This is a genomic window from Baaleninema sp., assembly GCF_049974805.1.
Classification (GTDB): Bacteria; Cyanobacteriota; Cyanobacteriia; order Cyanobacteriales; family Geitlerinemataceae; genus Baaleninema.
This window is the reverse complement of record NZ_JBNGCO010000108.1, coordinates 1-15,660: the sequence shown is the minus strand read 5'-3', so window position 1 is coordinate 15,660 and position 15,660 is coordinate 1. Positions and strand designations below refer to the sequence as shown.

The window sequence follows — 15,660 nt, the reverse complement described above, 5'->3', positions numbered from 1 at the left end:
GCTCAACGCCTAACGGCGATCGAAGGAAATTCACTGACCTCGGAATTCCTCTGCGCTTACAACTCCTTTAGATGCGTGCTCAACGCCTAACGGCGATCGAAGGAAATTCACAGGAGATTGAGACGACATAGAAACTAGAGGATTCAGTGCTCAACGCCTAACGGCGATCGAAGGAAATTCACCTTTTAAAAAAGGAGAAACGTATTATATAATATAATAGTGCTCAACGCCTAACGGCGATCGAAGGAAATTCACTTATGGGAACCTTGGCGACTCACCAAACCTTACAGTGCTCAACGCCTAACGGCGATCGAAGGAAATTCACAAAATTAGGGGCTTCAATCCCAATCCGATTTCGGGATTGTGCTCAACGCCTAACGGCGATCGAAGGAAATTCACCCGAGATTCGTAAGAATCTCCTATATCGGTTTGAGTTTGTGCTCAACGCCTAACGGCGATCGAAGGAAATTCACTAGCCGGAAGTTCGTGCAACCTTTCGATCAAAAGTGTGCTCAACGCCTAACGGCGATCGAAGGAAATTCACAGCTCAACGCAGAGTCCACCGTCACTGTTCCAGCAACGTGTGCTCAACGCCTAACGGCGATCGAAGGAAATTCACTCTATCGGGTTTTCGATTTTTTCTATCTCAGCCTGTGCTCAACGCCTAACGGCGATCGAAGGAAATTCACTGAAGAAGACAAAGTTATAGTTTCTTTCCAATAGATCGTGCTCAACGCCTAACGGCGATCGAAGGAAATTCACTGTAGACAAAAGGATACTGCATCTCAAAAGGGATTTCGTGCTCAACGCCTAACGGCGATCGAAGGAAATTCACAATATCCCCTCTATACAAAGCTGTCGCACTTACCTGTGCTCAACGCCTAACGGCGATCGAAGGAAATTCACCATCAACACCGCACAAACTGGCTACCTCGGGAGGGTCTGTGCTCAACGCCTAACGGCGATCGAAGGAAATTCACTGACTAACGATAAACCAAGAAATCCTAAAACATAAGTGCTCAACGCCTAACGGCGATCGAAGGAAATTCACAAAATCAGCACTGCTGACAGCACCAAGTTTGGTCAGTGCTCAACGCCTAACGGCGATCGAAGGAAATTCACAGCGGGTCTCAAAACCGCCACGAATCAAGACTCCCTGCCTCAATCTTACAAGGAACCCCGTCCCAACAGAAGATCCAAAGACCGACCCGCAGCCAAACCCGATCGCCACAACCCCAAAACCCCCATCTCACAACACTTTCCGAACTTGACAAGCACCTCGACCCCCATTTCCACCCCCCAAACCCCCACCACTCCAACGATCGAGCCGTTCCCACCCCAACCCCAACCCCAACATCGATCGATCCCTGTCAACTACAGCAAACGATAAGGCAATTCGTCTGTCGACCAAGCATCAGGACGATTGTACTGCGGTAAATCGCGAACGCACTGCCGCGACAGGCGAACCAACAACAGATCGTCCTCCGCCTCTAAAATCGATTCGAGCTGCCAACGCAACTTCTCCCGCTCCCGAGGACTCAACCAACAGCGAAAAATCGAATACTGTAAGCGCGTCCCATACCCTTGTAACAACTTATACACCTTGCGCCAGCGTTTTGGAGAACGAATGTCATACGCAATCATGTACCAATGATGAAGTTCAGCCATCATCTCCTCCTCTAACGAACCACCAACCGAGCAAAACCATCACCTTCCCCCGACCATTCCTTTTCCAAAAGCCGCACCTCCAACTCCAACAAACGACGATAGGTCAGCGAATATCCCAAAACCGGATGCTTCCAACTTTCCCCCTTCCGGCGTTCGTACAATTCCACGAACTTCCGACGACCGCGATCGCTGAGCCAAACCCCATTCCCGCGCAGGTCGAAATCCGCCGTCACGTCCCACTGACCGCGATTGACCGACGCCACAACCGTCATATCCACCAAAGACACCCGAAAAATTTCCATCAAATCCAACGCCAGCGGCGGCGCTTGGGTGCGCGGTTGGTGATAAAACCCCAAAGCCGGTTCCAACCCCACCGCGAGAATGGCGTTCATCACGTCTTTCAGCAGCAAACCGTAGCCAAACCCGAGCAGCGTATTAAAACGGTCTTTCGGCGGTCGGCGGTTGCGTCCCTCAAACTGCAACTCTGGCGACACTTTCGCAGAAATCACCCGAGCCAGTCCCTTAAAATACAACGCCGCCAAGTTCCCCTCAATTCCCAACAACTGCGCCAGCGATTGCGCCGTCTCCACCTGTTTGAGCAACAATTTCATCTGTTTAACAGAAGCGGCGACAGCGTCCCGCGTTCCGTTGAGATTGCGCTGACACCGCATCAAAAACTGACGCTGTCCCCGTCCGCGACACGCCACCAAACGACGAGCCAAGTTCAAACAAACATCCGGTTGAGACAGTGCGGCGTACTGCTGGATGCGGCGCTGAATGCTGCCTCGCCGTCCGTCGAAACTCCCCACATAGCGCCCTCCGCCAGATATCCAATGCACGCCGATATCCTGACTGGCGCACAGGTGGAGCGCCTGGGTGGAAATCTGCGAAAAGCTGTGTAAGACCACTTGGCTAATTTGCCGCACAGCCAGGGTTTCGACCGATCGATCTCGTCGGGTAATTTTCAGTTGTTCCCCCGTGCGTCCGACGCGGGTTCCAGGTTCGAGGACATGGACGATTTGGCGATCGTCGTCTTTGGGAAACAGGCGCGAGGGTTGATGGGTGGCGTCTTGGAAAAAGCGCGTTTCTTCGGGTAAACAGACGATAGCCAGGGAGCAGTTTTGACAGAGCCGTTCGTTTTCGGTGATGGGCGGTCGTTCTGGGGAGTTTCGTAGGGCTTTAGCGCGATCGACGGCTGCTTTCACCTCGGCGCGACTGTTTTCATCGAAGGGGACTTTCACGAGGGCGTTATCGCCGTGGTAGCGGATGCGCCCTTCTCGAATCGGGTGTTTGGCAACGGTTTCGAGGAGACAGCAGTAGGCGAGAATTTGCAGGCGATCGCTCTCCCAAGCATCCCCCCCAACCCCCCTTTCAAAGGGGGGCGAAGGGGGGATAGGTTTTTGGGCGTCACGATGGGAGCGTCCTTTTTTATGTTCGTAGGGAATCAGGTGTCCGTCCCGCGTCCGTAGGGCATCGACGCGACCGCGCAATCCGAGGGTTTCGTCGGTGAGAAACAAGTCTTCCCATTCTCCGTCTTCAGTGCGATCGAGTTCTTCGTGGAGCCGACGGCCTTCAAAGACTGATTGGTTTTGGGTATAGAGTTCTTCGACTTCTTCGAGATAGAAAAGTCGCGGACAATAGGCAAGCGCGTGTAGCGCACAAACTCGCAGGGTTTCGGCAGTGATTTGCGCGTTCATGGGTTTGTTTTTGTATTTTTTGAAGTGTTGGTTTTATCATAAGAATATAAGTCTGCAATAGGACTTCAGACTCGTTAATTTTTTTCAGAAATCCGAGGGGATGCCCTCATCCCCCAACCCCTTCTCCCAAGGTTGGGAGAAGGGGAGGTCTATGAAATTTTCTCTGCTAATGTGAAGAGAAGGAGATATCTATAAAATATAAAAGTCCCTCTCCCAAGCTTGGGAGAGGGATTTAGGGAGAGGGCTGAATAATTGAACTGTTACTGAAAAATTTCTTCAGTTTTCAAGGAAAGTTCTGGAAATTGCGAATCTGCGATAATTTCCTCATTTCGATAAACTTTCGGCATCGCATCGGCAGCAAAAACCGTTAGACTGCGATCGCGCGGATCGACCACCCACACGCGCAACACTCCAGCCGCCAAATAAGCGATTGTTTTTTCCGCGATCGCCCCGAAAGATTGACCGGGAGACACGATTTCAACCGCCAACTCTGGAGCGATGGGGCAAGGGGAATCTTCGTCCCAGTCTGCTGAGAGGCGATCGAAGGAAACGTACAGCAGATCGGGAACGGGAACCCAATCTGTCCCGTTTCGCTTCAGTGTCACTGCCCAGTCTGGTTGAACGAAACCGCGATCGATCGCCCAAGCTTCCAGTAAGAACAGGAGTTTTTTTTGAGTACGAGAATGGCGAAACTTTGGCGACATTTTCGGAATCGCCTGTCCGTTAACCAGTTCGTAGGCGATATCTTCCTCGGGTAATGCTAGGAAGTCTTTTAAGGTTAGGTGAGGTGTTGTTGTAACCACAGCTTTTATCGACGACGAGAACGGCGTTTTTTAGAAGATTGCGAACTGGCAACGTTTCCCTGAATCGAAACCCAAGATCGATCGACAAATTCAGCACCAGCTTCTCCAACCGAGAAACGTTGAAAGGTTCCCCGGGTTGTTTTGCGATCGATCCACACCGGCAATCCAATTAAGCCGCGATCGTCTTTCACCAACCAGCGCACCGAACCATATTTTTCTCGATCTTCTTCTCGAAAGTACCGAACACCGTTCACCATCGCCCACGATTCCCCCAAACTCAACCCACCAAAGCGAGCATTTTTTTCAGGAGTCGATAAAGTCGTTGCTACGCGATCGCTTAACGTCACTGACGCAGTTTCCTCGTCTGAATTAATGCGAATTGCCAGCCGCACGTCCGTCAATATTTCCTGAAAATTCGGCTTAGAGAACGTTGCCGTGCTGTAAACCCCTTGGTGTTTTTTACTAAATTTATGATGGCGTTGTTTGCGAAGAATGCGCGAAATCGGCACGTCGTTACCCAACATCCCAATAGCTAACTTCACCCCAAGATGAGCGTTAATATCTTCCTCACCCACGAGCGACAAGAGCAAGCCATAAACCGTCGAAGGCGGCGGATAGCGATAGGTTTCCTTATAGTCTCGTGCAAAACTTCGAGGAAAGCTGGTACAGGGACAGTCTAGATAGAGCCAGTTTTTCATTAGGCAAAAATCCCCTCTTTGCTCAATTGTTCTTTCACCTGGTCTTTCGCTTGCTTCACACCATCAAAAACTCGAACGCCAAGCCCTTCTAATTTTTGACCGTAAGGCGTTTTGGCAATTTTACCACCGACAAATAACTCATTTGCTGGAATATCTTCCGCCTGAATCAACCGTTCCAATTCGGGACAGCCGATATCTTCACCCATGCGTTTGAAGCAGCCCATAATCCAAGGACTCGGATCGGAAGTCAAGCGAAGAATAATTGATTCAGGACGAAACTCAAACAAGAAACGTGAATGGTTGCCTCCAACATGGCGAACTCCAACCAGTGCGTCGAGCAGAAACGAAGCACGTTCTGGATTTTTTAGATGCTCGGGAGTCAGAGCGATCGTGTATTGATAGGCGGTCAAGTGCATTTGAGTCTGGTGAATTGAAGTTTTACCTTTTTCACCGCCTTTCGAGCCGAAAGCAACATCACCCCAGTACGGTTCGAGACTAACGGCGCGACAAACTTCTAAAGCACCCCGCCGTTTAACGGTTGCATTTTTGTTGTTCTTATCTTTTTTGGCATCCATGTAGCCAAAAAGATCGTCGTCGATGAATTTCTCGGCGCTGCACTTTTCGTCTTTGAAGGTGTACTGGTCGCGATCGGGATCGAAGGTGCGATTGATTTCGTCAGGATAGTGGTGTTGAAAATATTCCCGAAGCGCCCAACGAATTGAATCTGCGCTCACTGTTGTATATTGGTCGTTTCCTCGTGTAATCGTTTGTAGAGTGGCGAGTGTACTTCCGTCGCCTTCTCCGCGATTGTTAGCGGCGACAGCCGTGGGGGTAACGATGGTTGCAAAAAGATGAATTGACATGAGAACTCCTTGAGTATGAGGTTTGCCCTCTCCCCCTGCCCCTCTCCCAATATTGGGAGAGGGGAGTTAGAGAAGAAAGACAGTTTCCCGAAAGGTTTTAGCCTTCTGTATTCCAGTTCCCCTTCTCCCACCGTTGGGAGAAGGGGTTAGGGGATGAGGGCGACTCCGCAGCACTGGCGGCTTGATAAATAACATCAAGAACTCCATCTAAATCGCTTAAAACTTGGTGATTGGAAAACCGAATGACTCGATATCCGTAATTTTCCATTTCTTTCGTTCTGGCTGTATCGTACTCCACTCGTTCGGCATGGATGTCACCATCGAGTTCAACACCAAGCTTGCAGGCTGGACAGTAAAAATCAAGGATAAATCGACCCACTGGATGCTGACGACGAAATCGCAGTCCATGTAATTTTCGATTTCTTAAAGCCTGCCATAAACGAGATTCAGCAGGTGTCATCTGCTTCCGAAGTTGCTTGGCAGCCTGTTCGATTGCTGGCGTGGTTCCGCGAATTCGTTGAGATGTTTTCTTCATGATAATTGTTGTAAAAAACGTGACTTTAATCGAGGAGATTCATCTCCAAACCTTCCGAATCGAATTCAGATTCACTAGCTTTGTCTCCCAACTCGGATTCCTCGGAAGAGTCTTGAGACTTCTTCTTGTAAGTTGCGATCGCCAGTAATGCTAAATCCCGAGCTTGACGCCAGTTGTCATCGCTGTGAATCCAACGGGCAATTTCGATTCCTTTCCCAGTTGCTGCACCACTTTGAAAGCGACACAGGAAATCGACAAGTGCTGAAGAAAATTGTTGCTTTGTATTATGACGCTGCAACCGATAAATCGCCTTCTTTTTTGTTTTTGCGTAAGATTCTACATCAAATGTCCTTCCTTGATCTTTAGTTAATAAAATTTCTTCCCGTAGTAAACTGCCAAATGCACCTTTTACGGCATCAAATAGAACTTTTTCGTCTTCAGTCAAACGATCTGTCATTTTTGTTAATCCTTCTCGATCTGCTTTGTAGATATTCTCGGATTTCTGGAATTCAAAAAATCCGCAGTACCAAGGACGATCTGAAATTAAGTTTTCAGCCAGCCAAGCTAAAACCTTTGATGTTGCCAACCATGTCCGTTTTGTTTCAGTATCGGCAACTTGAACTCTAGATGGAAAGAAAGCCCGTGCCGTTTGATAAAGTTCTAACATTTCGGGTTTGGCACGAATGCGATAAACGGCTTGTTTGAGATAAGGTTGGTTTCCATCCCAAGTTTGCTTGCCCAGTTGATAGACTTCACAGTACTGGACACCCATTTTCTGGGCATTATCGCCAACTTTGTCCTCTAGTAAAAACCGCAAACCCGCTTCTCCCGAACCTGTGGCTCGGAATTGTTCGTAAGGTTGTCCTGAGAAGTTCCGTCGTAATATCACCCATTCCTTGAGATTGGTTACTTCTGGAATGGCAAGAGCAGAACGCAATCCTGGCCCGGGGAGTTTGTAGTAGCCACAAGCCAGGGGTAAAAACAGTAAGGCGACAAAACCAGACGGAGATTCTTTATAAGGTCCGTTGATGAAGCATTCGACTAAGCCAGGGAGGTGATGACCTTTTAGGGGAATTGCTGATTTGAATTTCCCCTTGCTGGTAAATGCTTCTTTGAGATCGCGGGTGTAGTAACAATCAAGGACGGGACGAAACTCCAGGGTAATTTCTGGCTGTCCGTCTTCGATGAGAAACCGAATTGGGCGGGTCGTTTTGGCTAGCGATCGCTGTTGGCTATGTTGAAGTAACGTTGAGGTAACGCCCTGGGTAAAGGTATAGCGACCTTGGGAATCGAGGTTGAGTGCGGGAACGTTGAGATAGCCGTTTTCGAGTTGGTAGGTACTGCGAACTAACCAAGTGATGGCATCGCGATCGCTCCCTTCCCAAGACAACCGAACTTCATCCTCGGTCACTTGCCAACTCAACGGCGCATCGTCGGGAGATAGTGCGTCTAAAGCTAAGGCTAATCCGCCTGTTGCGGCTCGATGCACTAGCAGCGTGTTTGGATCGGAAATGGAAAGGGTTAGTTTGGTCATATTTTATCGTTCGTAAACTCGCCAATAGTCGCGCCGTCCGCGAGATTCGGCATACTCAACAATGGCTACATCACCTTCGTACCGTTTTTTCATGCGCTTGTAACGATGTAGTGTGCTTGACGAGATTCCCAAACGTTTGGCAACTGTGGACGTATCGAAGGGTAACGGTTTCGGCCAATGGTCAAACAAGTTTAGTTGTCGATCGCTCATCTTTGTGTCCTCGTGTGGCGTGGGAAATATCGATCGCCAGCGTAGCAGAGCCAAAAGGAAATGTCAACTTCAGGTTACAGTAGTCACATCTAAAAATTTTTACTGTGCAGGAGTCACATTACAAGACGCACTGACCACTGTAGCCAGTGCGTCTTGCAAACTAGCGCCTTTTGGCGATCGACGATCGACAGACCCAAATCGGAGCGGTCACTCCAGGTAACAGGAGTCAGTGCCCAACGCCTAACGGCGATCGAAGGAAATTCACTCCGCTCACTTAGCATATTAAGACATCTCGTCATGCTGGATAGGCTCCTTTCGTCGAACAGTACTGCCATTCTGCTGAGGGTGCGATGGGATAGCCCTTAAACCGTTCCCATTGGCTTACTTGCTTGCTCGGTGCTACCAGCGGAACGTTATAGAGATTGAGTCGGCTTTTATCCCGTTGGAACTGCTCTCGGTCTTGTTCGAGTAAAGCTGTTACGGTAACGCCTTCCTGTCGTAAGTGGCCGGGATAGGTTCGCCACTCTCCATCGAGCCAGACTGAATCGCACTCGGGTTTTAGGGGACTTTCCTGTTGTTCGAGCCAGTTGGCAAGATCGGCTTGACTGACATCGCCTGAAAATGCCCGAACCATTTCCTGACCTCGATCGCGTTGAAATTTACTGTAAGGAAAACGTTTGGTATCGGGATAAAACAGGGCATCCAGCGGACGACCGCAATAGCGACGATTCAACCGCCCCAATCGCTGAATCAAACCCGCAGGGTCCGCAATTTGCGACAGGAGCAAGGTGGCAGATAAATCGAGCGACATCTCTGCGACCTGGGTGGCGATCGCTAAAACAGGCGAAAAGCATCCAAACAAGGTTGCAATGAAATGGGGTACGTCTCGTTCGTCCCGCAGAGGACAGCTTGGAACGAGCCGCACAAACATCTTCATTTTGAAAGGATTGGGCTTAAACGCATCTACCACGTCTCGATGATGTCGAACTCGGTCTTCGTAGCGAAAGCGACTGTGATACAGCAGTGCTTTTAATCCCCGTCGCTGTGCCTCTTCATAGACTTCAACCGCCGTATTGACTTGGTTGCAAACCCACAGAACCTTACCCCCCGCCGTCAGTTCGGCTTCCACCCGTTCCCAGTTTGGCTCGTCTGCATGCTGAAATCGATATCGAGGTTGGGCTTCCAACTCTTCCGGTCCTTTGACGACGTTCGGCGATTCTCCCACCGCTTGCTGAATTGCCTCTAACTGAGACGGTAAAAACGATGCAGACATCAGTAATACGGGAGCTTTCACGGTTTCGAGAAACCGCAACAACGCCCCAAAAAGCCGATTGTCATAGCAGTGAACTTCGTCGAAGACAAAGGCGGCATTGGCAATCGCCGGAAAGGTGTACATCGGACGGCGATGGCATTGCATCAACCCCAAAACGGTATCAACCGTGCAAACCGTGGCTTGAGCAGCGTATTCTTTGAACGATCGCAATTTCATTGCTGCTTCGTTTATCGTTCCATCCCCGACTTCTTCTTCTTCTCCAGTTCTCGCCAGTTCCAAGTCCACATCGGCTCGCGAGTGACTCAAAACCGACTTCAACTCGTCCTGCACGTAGTCAAGAAACCCTTCTGTACTGGTGCCTGTGGTGGGATAGCAGAAAAATAATTGGCGTCCGACGGCGTGGCGTTTTGCCCAGTGGTAAGCCCCAACGGTTTTTCCCGTACCGCATCCGGCTCGAGCCAATCCGACTCGTTCTGTGATGTTACCAAGGTCACGTTGAAACTTCCGTAGATCATTACCCTTCAACCGCGATCGAATCACGCGATCGAGATCGTCTTCAGTTAAAGTGCAATTCAAGGCATCTCTAACCCATGTATCGAGATCGATATCGTCATCAGCACTCGCCGAACCGATCGAATCTCCTGCCACGAGTAAAGCTTTCAGCAACGCCGTTAAGATGGGAGCGGGTTCCCAGTTAAAAAAGCCATCTCGTAAAATTTCTGCCTGTTGCGCTTTCAGACGAGAAAGCGACCATTCTAAAGTGGGCTTTCGGGACAGTTTGAGTTTTGCCGGACAGCCAATTTGACGCACCCCAAATTTCAACAAATTCTTAAAATCAGGATGGTTGAAATAAAACGCGATGCGATCGTCACCACAGCCCCAACGAATTTCGCCGAGATAGTTGGTTTTTGCACCTCCTTTCCCTCCTAATTTGAGATGATGTCCTCCGGCAACTGCCAGAGCCGTCATAAAATCACCCTCGGCTTGCTGCAACCATTCTCGAAATTCCCAAACCAGAAACATGGAGAAAATTTCGTGGCGAACCAGTTGGGGATTGACTTTGGGATTGCGTTTGGGTTTTGCTTTGGGCATATCCTTGCGGACAACCCCCTGAAAGTGGTTGTTGGCTTTCCCCCAATCGTGGAAATAAGCCGCCAATCGTGCAGTGTTCCTTAATTTGTCGAGACTGCAATCGAGATCGAACTGTTCGACGAGTCGATCGCCCAAAATATCGACCAACAAAGTGACGGCATTGACGACATCGGCTGTATGACCGACAAGGCTGTAAGAGCCCTTCCATTCTGTCTCAAAAGATTTCGCCAGTAAGCGATCGGGCTTCAATTCAAACTTCATTTCAACACTCCTTTACGGGATAAAACCAACCGCAGCCAAAGTGTTTTCGTCCACCCATTCCGTAACATTGCAGTTTAATGGAGTCTTCTTCACTCAAACCTTCAACACAAATTCCAAACCCCAAAACATTTTTATGATGGACTTGGAGCGCCCGGAGTGCTAAATCTCCATCGACGTTACTTTCAATGTGAACGGTTGCGTCAATGTCGAGTGCTTTCAACGCCCGTTGGCAAGACTCTAAAAAATGTACTGGAGCGTCGTGGCTGTGCCATTCTTTAAGTTTGAACGTGACAAGACGCGATCGCAATACTGCACTGGGTTGAGGTAAAGACATTCGCGGTTGAACTAAGCGCACGAGATGACCCCGCACGTCGAGGACAACGTTTTGGAAACTGCGATACCACTGCTGTACTTGTTCGGCGGGACAGCGCAAACGCAGGCGAGACTTGTGAGTCAGAAAAATCGTACCGTTTCGATCGCTAACGCCGGGAACACTGCACAGCAGAACTTCCGGCGGTAAGGAACTGCCACCGAGAGCAGTCGTTTTAAGGGCAGAATAAATTGAATAGCCATGATCGGACGGTAAGGTTTTTCCTCTGAGTGAAAATTGCAGTTCTATAAAATTCATCAGCTTGATGTCTCTTTCTAATTAAATATTACTCAAACGCTTGACTAGAGAATCTCAATTTTTCCTGCCCTCATCCCCCAACCCCTTCTCCCAACCTTGGGAGAAGGGGAGACCTGTCAAAGTCCCTCTCCCAACCTTGGGAGAGGGATTTAGGGTGAGGGCTACCCACTTAAGATTCAAACGCTCCACTTTCATACTGCCGTGCCATCGTTTCAACCTCCCGCTGCACCAAATCCACCAACTTCTGGGGCTTCCGAACCATCGCACCCTTGCCATACCCCAACACCCACCGCTTAATATCGTTGATGCCGCAAGCCGTAAACCGCAGCACGATCGATCCATCCTCACATTCCTCAATCTCCTGGCTCGAATGCCATTGACGCTCTCGTACAAACGGAGCCGTCTGCGCGTCGAACCAAATTTCCACCGCCACGGGATCGCCTCCCGCTTCCGCCTGGAAAATACGATCGAGATGCTTTTGCGCCTCAAACCTGGGATTGGGTTCAAATTTCACATCCAACAAACGGACTTGGCGAATGCGATCGATCCGAAACCAGCGAATCTCTTGCCGCAAATGGCAATATCCAATGAGATAAGGATTCGCTCGCAAAACATGAATCAAATACGGATCGAATTCTCGTTCCGATACCTCTCGCTTCGATGCCGCAAAATAGCGAACCCACAACCGACGACGCGATCGCGTCCCTTCGACGACAATTCGCCAAATGTCCGGATCGATCGCCGTTTGCGCCCCCACCCCAAACACCATCCGCTCGTCTGCAAGCTGCTGAAGATCGATATCCCCCCAACCCCCCTTTGAAAGGGGGGCGAAGGGGGGATGTAAACGTTTCGCGAGCTGTTCGAGTGCGTCGCGCAGCTCACGCTCGTACAATCCGGTATATCCAGATAACATCTGCGAACCGAGCGTCAGTGCCAACAACTCACCAGACGACAGTGGGATGGAAGGCAAACGCCAGGTTAAATCGGTGTAGTACCAACCCCGTTTGCGCGAGAACATTAACGGAGCTTGATAGCGATCGCGCAAAAATGTCAAATCGTCAGACATCGTGCGATCGCTGACCTCGCAAGCTCGAGCTAACGTCTTTGTCGTCTGACGTTCTCCACCACGCAATAAGTTATCAATTTGAAGCAGGCGTTCCAGTTGGCGAGATTTAGACATGAGCTTGTTTTGCAAGTCGTAGCCGTATCTTATCGCCCTAACTCTGCAACCAGACTTCAGACTTCTCAAAAAATTCCGACTTCTAAAAAGTCCCTCTCCCAACCTTGGGAGAGGGATTTAGGGTGAGGGCGACCTCCCTCAGTTCTACACCCCTCCCGAAACCACAGGGATCGATCGAAATTCACCGCTCGCCATCGATCCCTTTCCTAATACTGAATTAACTCCGCTCCGCCTCGAACTGACAAATCGAACTGGGATTAATGGGACAAGTCCCCGATTCAACCGGATTTTCCACAAAAATCGCTCGCACTAGGGTTTTCATCGTCGCAATCGGCGAAATATCGGAAATATCGTTATTTTGAAAATCCACCCAATTTAGACTTGACATTTGTGGTAAAATATGTATATTCCGAATCTCGTTATCTCGAATATACAATTCTGTCAAATTGGTTAACGCCGCTAAAGGTGAAATATCAACGATATCGTTGCCGTTTAAATACAACTCGTTGAGGGATTCCATCTGTTGCAAGCCCTCTAAATCGACAATTTTATTGTTGTCGAGATGGAGTTCGTACATTTCCGTCAACGGCAATAACGGCTCGATATCTTCGATTTTATTTTCATTGAGAGACAGGGTGCGTAAATTAACTAAACCGTTTAAAGCGGAAATAGTTTCGATTTTATTGTTGTTTAAAAATAGGGTTTTTAGATTGACTAAATCCCGCAGCGGTTCGACATATTCAATTTGATTGTCGTTTAAAAAAAGCACTTCCAGAGAGACTTTCCCCTCGAGGGCAGAAATATCCTGAACTTGATTTCGATCGAGATTCAACTTCCGCAAGTTCAACCCCGCTAGAGGACTCACATCAGAGATTTGGTTGTGACTCAGCAGCAGTTCCTCTAAATTCCTCAACTGCGATAGGGGCGAGAGGTCGGACAAATCGTTTAAACTCAAATCCAACCGCGTTAACTGCGTCAGAGACGCCAACGGCCGTAAATCTGTCAATCCTTGAGCGCTGAGATTGAGATCGGTGGTGTCCTGCAATTGCGCTTCCGCCGCCGCGCAATCAGTGGTTTCGGCGCGACGCAACATCACTTCGATGGTCTTTTGCGTCTGGGGTTCGAGGCTGTTTCGTTCCTCGCACCACGCCGAAAAAGAACGCACTTCTTGCGCCTGGAGTTCTCCGCCCAACACGGAGATTGTCACAGTCCCTGCGATCGCAATTCCGCGCAGTATTCCCTTCATAGCTTCTCTGTGCTGTATTGTCTGGATTTCCTCACACTCTAGCAATTCTCACCGACGAAAATCCGGTCAGTTTGTATCGATCTCGAACCCATCGACTACTCGGCGTCCGCCTCCCGAGTCCGCCAACGATAGACAAAATACCCCACCACCGCCGCTACTGCGAAACTGGCGAAGCCGCGATGGGATAACATGGCGATTTCCGGGGTGGGGAAGGGAACCAGAAAACTGGCGCACAGCAAGGCTGTCGCAATCCAAAGGCCGTTTTGGCGAAACTTGTAGCCGACGAATCCCCCCGGAAACAAGGCGATGAGGAATAACACCCAGGAGAGGACTTCCGTGAGTTGCTGTCGGGTTTCGGCGATCGCGTTCATAGTGAAATATCCCGAGAGGTTCGATCGAATCTTCGATCTGTATTTTAAACGCCCCCAACAGCAGTTAACGGTTCGTTAACCCTCCGCCACCATCGCCCGCAACACCAACGCCGGATCGACCCATCGATCGCCGTAGCGCATTCCCCAATGTAAATGCGGACCTGTAGTTCGTCCGCTCATTCCCACCCGTCCGATGCGGGCGGCGGCGGGAATTTGCTGTCCTTCCATCACTTGAATTCCACCCCGGCGATCGAGCAACATTTTTTGACCGTTCATCTGCTGCACCCGTCCGCCCATGTGACAGTAAATATGCTCCCAGTCCCCCGACTGAATCACCAACCCGACGCCACAGCGATCGTCGTCGATGACTTCCACCACCACACCCGACCACCAGCTTCGCACGTAACTCCCTTCCGGGGCGGCGATGTCCAATCCCGAGTGGAATTCATAACCGCCGCCCCCCGTAACGGAGGGGCGATAGCCAAAAGGAGAAGTATAAGCCTGGAAATTTTCCACAGGAAAAGACGCCCCCGCCCAAGCCGGGGTCGTCCTCCAACTCGTCGCCGTGGCCGATTCTGGGCGTCCGTTCCAGACGATCGCACCGAGGGCGCCGAGAAGAACCAAAGCGACGATGGATTTCGACGAACGAGACAGAGAACTGACGAGGCGAGACACCAGGGAACCAGCGATCGATTTCCGTCGGTTCAAAGCGAACCCGTGATTGGACTGAAAAAGCCGAGACATAAGTTGTGAAAAAGCGCGTGAAGAGAGAATCTGACCCGATTTTGTAGCCTGCTCTCGAGGGTTTGTCAAGATTGGCCTTTCGCGAGAGAGCGATCGCCGATCGCCTCGTACAAACCGTCACAGAACGAGGTCTCTAATCTTCGTTACAATCGTTTAAAACTCTCTTTAATATTTTTTAAAGAGGCGATCGATCGGCTCGATCGATTTCAGAGACCGATTTCAGACCTTAACTTCAGACTCTAACTTCAAACCCGAACTTCAAACTTTCAACAGGCCGTTTCTCAGGAATTTCCCATGTTTTCCCTCTTATCGGACTTATTTCCCTTCCGCCTCTCGATCGATACCACCACCGTCGCCGGAACCACCCTATGGTCCCTAGCCTTGTATTTAGGCTTTTTCCCCGTCGGCGAATGGGTCGCCGATCGCCTAATGCAGTGGTTCAACTTCGCCGAGCGATCGCTGTATACCTCCGAAAAAGAATTCGATCGCACCCGTCGCGGTCGCGAAGCCCAAAACGCCTTCTACGCATCACTTTTCAGCATCGTCCCTTTCCTCCTCGTCGGCGGCTTATTCGAGTACGGCGTCGAAATTGGCTTAGGTCGCAGTTGGGCGGTCAGCATCGGCACCATCGCCTGCATCAGCGGCGGCGTCTACGAACTCGGCCGCCGCGATGGGATGATGGGATGACGGGATGAGGAGATGAGGGGATGAGGGGATGAGGGGATGAGGGGAGAGGGGGAGAAAGGGAGAGGGAGAGAAAGGGAGAGAGGGAGACAAGGAGAAATTCTCATCATCCCATCACCTCATCATCCCATCACCTCATCATCCCATCACCTCATCATCCCATCACCTCATCA

15 protein-coding genes and 1 CRISPR repeat array are annotated in these 15,660 nt (G+C 50.1%); of the genes, 1 reads left to right on the top strand and 14 read right to left on the bottom strand.

Annotation, left to right across the window (positions count from 1 at the left end; genetic code table 11):
* Window positions 1-75 precede the first annotated feature (75 nt).
* Window positions 76-1,122: direct repeats of the CRISPR family, unit length 36 nt; unit sequence GTGCTCAACGCCTAACGGCGATCGAAGGAAATTCAC.
* 252 nt (window positions 1,123-1,374) lie between these two features.
* The 14 genes from cas2 to ACP5D4_RS17560 form a co-directional block, all read right to left on the bottom strand.
* Window positions 1,375-1,668, bottom strand: a complete 294-nt coding sequence (cas2, locus tag ACP5D4_RS17625; protein ID WP_428012926.1) for a CRISPR-associated endonuclease Cas2 — start codon at window positions 1,666-1,668, stop codon at window positions 1,375-1,377.
* Between the two features lie 11 nt (window positions 1,669-1,679).
* Window positions 1,680-3,365, bottom strand: a complete 1,686-nt coding sequence (gene cas1 / locus ACP5D4_RS17620; RefSeq protein ID WP_428012925.1) for a type I-MYXAN CRISPR-associated endonuclease Cas1 — start codon at window positions 3,363-3,365, stop codon at window positions 1,680-1,682.
* Between the two features lie 260 nt (window positions 3,366-3,625).
* Window positions 3,626-4,168 carry a Uma2 family endonuclease gene (locus tag ACP5D4_RS17615; RefSeq protein ID WP_428012924.1) on the bottom strand — a complete coding sequence of 181 codons (543 nt, stop codon included), beginning with the start codon at window positions 4,166-4,168 and terminating at the stop codon, window positions 3,626-3,628.
* A 5-nt stretch (window positions 4,169-4,173) separates the two neighbouring features.
* A complete protein-coding gene (gene cas5 / locus ACP5D4_RS17610; protein WP_428012923.1) occupies window positions 4,174-4,866 on the bottom strand; it encodes a type I-MYXAN CRISPR-associated protein Cas5/Cmx5/DevS in 693 nt (230 codons plus the stop codon).
* Window positions 4,866-5,729 (bottom strand): type I-B CRISPR-associated protein Cas7/Cst2/DevR, encoded by an 864-nt coding sequence (cas7i, locus tag ACP5D4_RS17605; protein ID WP_428012922.1) that lies wholly within the window; start codon window positions 5,727-5,729, stop codon window positions 4,866-4,868. The genes cas5 and cas7i overlap by 1 nt, the downstream gene beginning before the upstream one ends.
* Before the next feature lie 97 nt (window positions 5,730-5,826).
* Window positions 5,827-6,264, bottom strand: coding sequence for an endonuclease domain-containing protein (locus tag ACP5D4_RS17600; RefSeq protein ID WP_428012921.1), 438 nt, complete (start codon window positions 6,262-6,264; stop codon window positions 5,827-5,829).
* A 25-nt stretch (window positions 6,265-6,289) separates the two neighbouring features.
* Window positions 6,290-7,798: a type I-MYXAN CRISPR-associated Cas8a1/Cmx1 gene (gene cas8a1, locus ACP5D4_RS17595; protein ID WP_428012920.1), complete on the bottom strand. Its 1,509-nt coding sequence runs from the start codon at window positions 7,796-7,798 to the stop codon at window positions 6,290-6,292.
* A gap of 3 nt (window positions 7,799-7,801) precedes the next feature.
* Window positions 7,802-8,008: a hypothetical protein gene (locus ACP5D4_RS17590; protein WP_428012919.1), complete on the bottom strand. Its 207-nt coding sequence runs from the start codon at window positions 8,006-8,008 to the stop codon at window positions 7,802-7,804.
* A gap of 295 nt (window positions 8,009-8,303) precedes the next feature.
* Window positions 8,304-10,634 carry a CRISPR-associated helicase Cas3' gene (cas3, locus tag ACP5D4_RS17585; RefSeq protein WP_428012918.1) on the bottom strand — a complete coding sequence of 777 codons (2,331 nt, stop codon included), beginning with the start codon at window positions 10,632-10,634 and terminating at the stop codon, window positions 8,304-8,306.
* 1 nt (window position 10,635) lies between these two features.
* Complete coding sequence (cas6, locus tag ACP5D4_RS17580) at window positions 10,636-11,262, bottom strand: type I-MYXAN CRISPR-associated protein Cas6/Cmx6 (RefSeq protein WP_428012917.1); 627 nt, start codon at window positions 11,260-11,262, stop codon at window positions 10,636-10,638.
* Window positions 11,263-11,431: 169 nt separating this feature from the next.
* Complete coding sequence (locus ACP5D4_RS17575; RefSeq protein ID WP_428012916.1) at window positions 11,432-12,442, bottom strand: helix-turn-helix transcriptional regulator; 1,011 nt, start codon at window positions 12,440-12,442, stop codon at window positions 11,432-11,434.
* Window positions 12,443-12,659: 217 nt separating this feature from the next.
* Window positions 12,660-13,688 (bottom strand): leucine-rich repeat domain-containing protein, encoded by a 1,029-nt coding sequence (locus tag ACP5D4_RS17570; protein WP_428012915.1) that lies wholly within the window; start codon window positions 13,686-13,688, stop codon window positions 12,660-12,662.
* A 95-nt stretch (window positions 13,689-13,783) separates the two neighbouring features.
* Complete coding sequence (locus tag ACP5D4_RS17565; protein WP_428012914.1) at window positions 13,784-14,059, bottom strand: hypothetical protein; 276 nt, start codon at window positions 14,057-14,059, stop codon at window positions 13,784-13,786.
* Window positions 14,060-14,134: 75 nt separating this feature from the next.
* Window positions 14,135-14,803 carry a M23 family metallopeptidase gene (locus ACP5D4_RS17560; RefSeq protein ID WP_428012913.1) on the bottom strand — a complete coding sequence of 223 codons (669 nt, stop codon included), beginning with the start codon at window positions 14,801-14,803 and terminating at the stop codon, window positions 14,135-14,137.
* A 294-nt stretch (window positions 14,804-15,097) separates the two neighbouring features.
* Between ACP5D4_RS17560 and ACP5D4_RS17555 the strand changes: the two genes are divergently transcribed.
* Entirely contained in the window at window positions 15,098-15,490 is a 393-nt protein-coding gene (locus tag ACP5D4_RS17555) for a hypothetical protein (protein WP_428012912.1), read from the top strand.
* The last annotated feature ends 170 nt before the right edge of the window (window positions 15,491-15,660 follow it).

Coding starts and splice junctions, on each gene's coding strand:
- cas6 (WP_428012917.1), bottom strand. CDS start 11,262: ATGAATTTTATAGAACTGCAATTTTCACTCAGAGGAAAAACCTTACCG.
- ACP5D4_RS17575 (WP_428012916.1), bottom strand. CDS start 12,442: ATGTCTAAATCTCGCCAACTGGAACGCCTGCTTCAAATTGATAACTTA.
- cas2 (WP_428012926.1), bottom strand. CDS start 1,668: ATGGCTGAACTTCATCATTGGTACATGATTGCGTATGACATTCGTTCT.
- cas3 (WP_428012918.1), bottom strand. CDS start 10,634: ATGAAGTTTGAATTGAAGCCCGATCGCTTACTGGCGAAATCTTTTGAG.
- cas5 (WP_428012923.1), bottom strand. CDS start 4,866: ATGAAAAACTGGCTCTATCTAGACTGTCCCTGTACCAGCTTTCCTCGA.
- cas8a1 (WP_428012920.1), bottom strand. CDS start 7,798: ATGACCAAACTAACCCTTTCCATTTCCGATCCAAACACGCTGCTAGTG.
- ACP5D4_RS17565 (WP_428012914.1), bottom strand. CDS start 14,059: ATGAACGCGATCGCCGAAACCCGACAGCAACTCACGGAAGTCCTCTCC.
- ACP5D4_RS17570 (WP_428012915.1), bottom strand. CDS start 13,688: ATGAAGGGAATACTGCGCGGAATTGCGATCGCAGGGACTGTGACAATC.
- ACP5D4_RS17600 (WP_428012921.1), bottom strand. CDS start 6,264: ATGAAGAAAACATCTCAACGAATTCGCGGAACCACGCCAGCAATCGAA.
- ACP5D4_RS17590 (WP_428012919.1), bottom strand. CDS start 8,008: ATGAGCGATCGACAACTAAACTTGTTTGACCATTGGCCGAAACCGTTA.
- ACP5D4_RS17555 (WP_428012912.1), top strand. CDS start 15,098: ATGTTTTCCCTCTTATCGGACTTATTTCCCTTCCGCCTCTCGATCGAT.
- ACP5D4_RS17560 (WP_428012913.1), bottom strand. CDS start 14,803: ATGTCTCGGCTTTTTCAGTCCAATCACGGGTTCGCTTTGAACCGACGG.
- cas1 (WP_428012925.1), bottom strand. CDS start 3,365: ATGAACGCGCAAATCACTGCCGAAACCCTGCGAGTTTGTGCGCTACAC.
- cas7i (WP_428012922.1), bottom strand. CDS start 5,729: ATGTCAATTCATCTTTTTGCAACCATCGTTACCCCCACGGCTGTCGCC.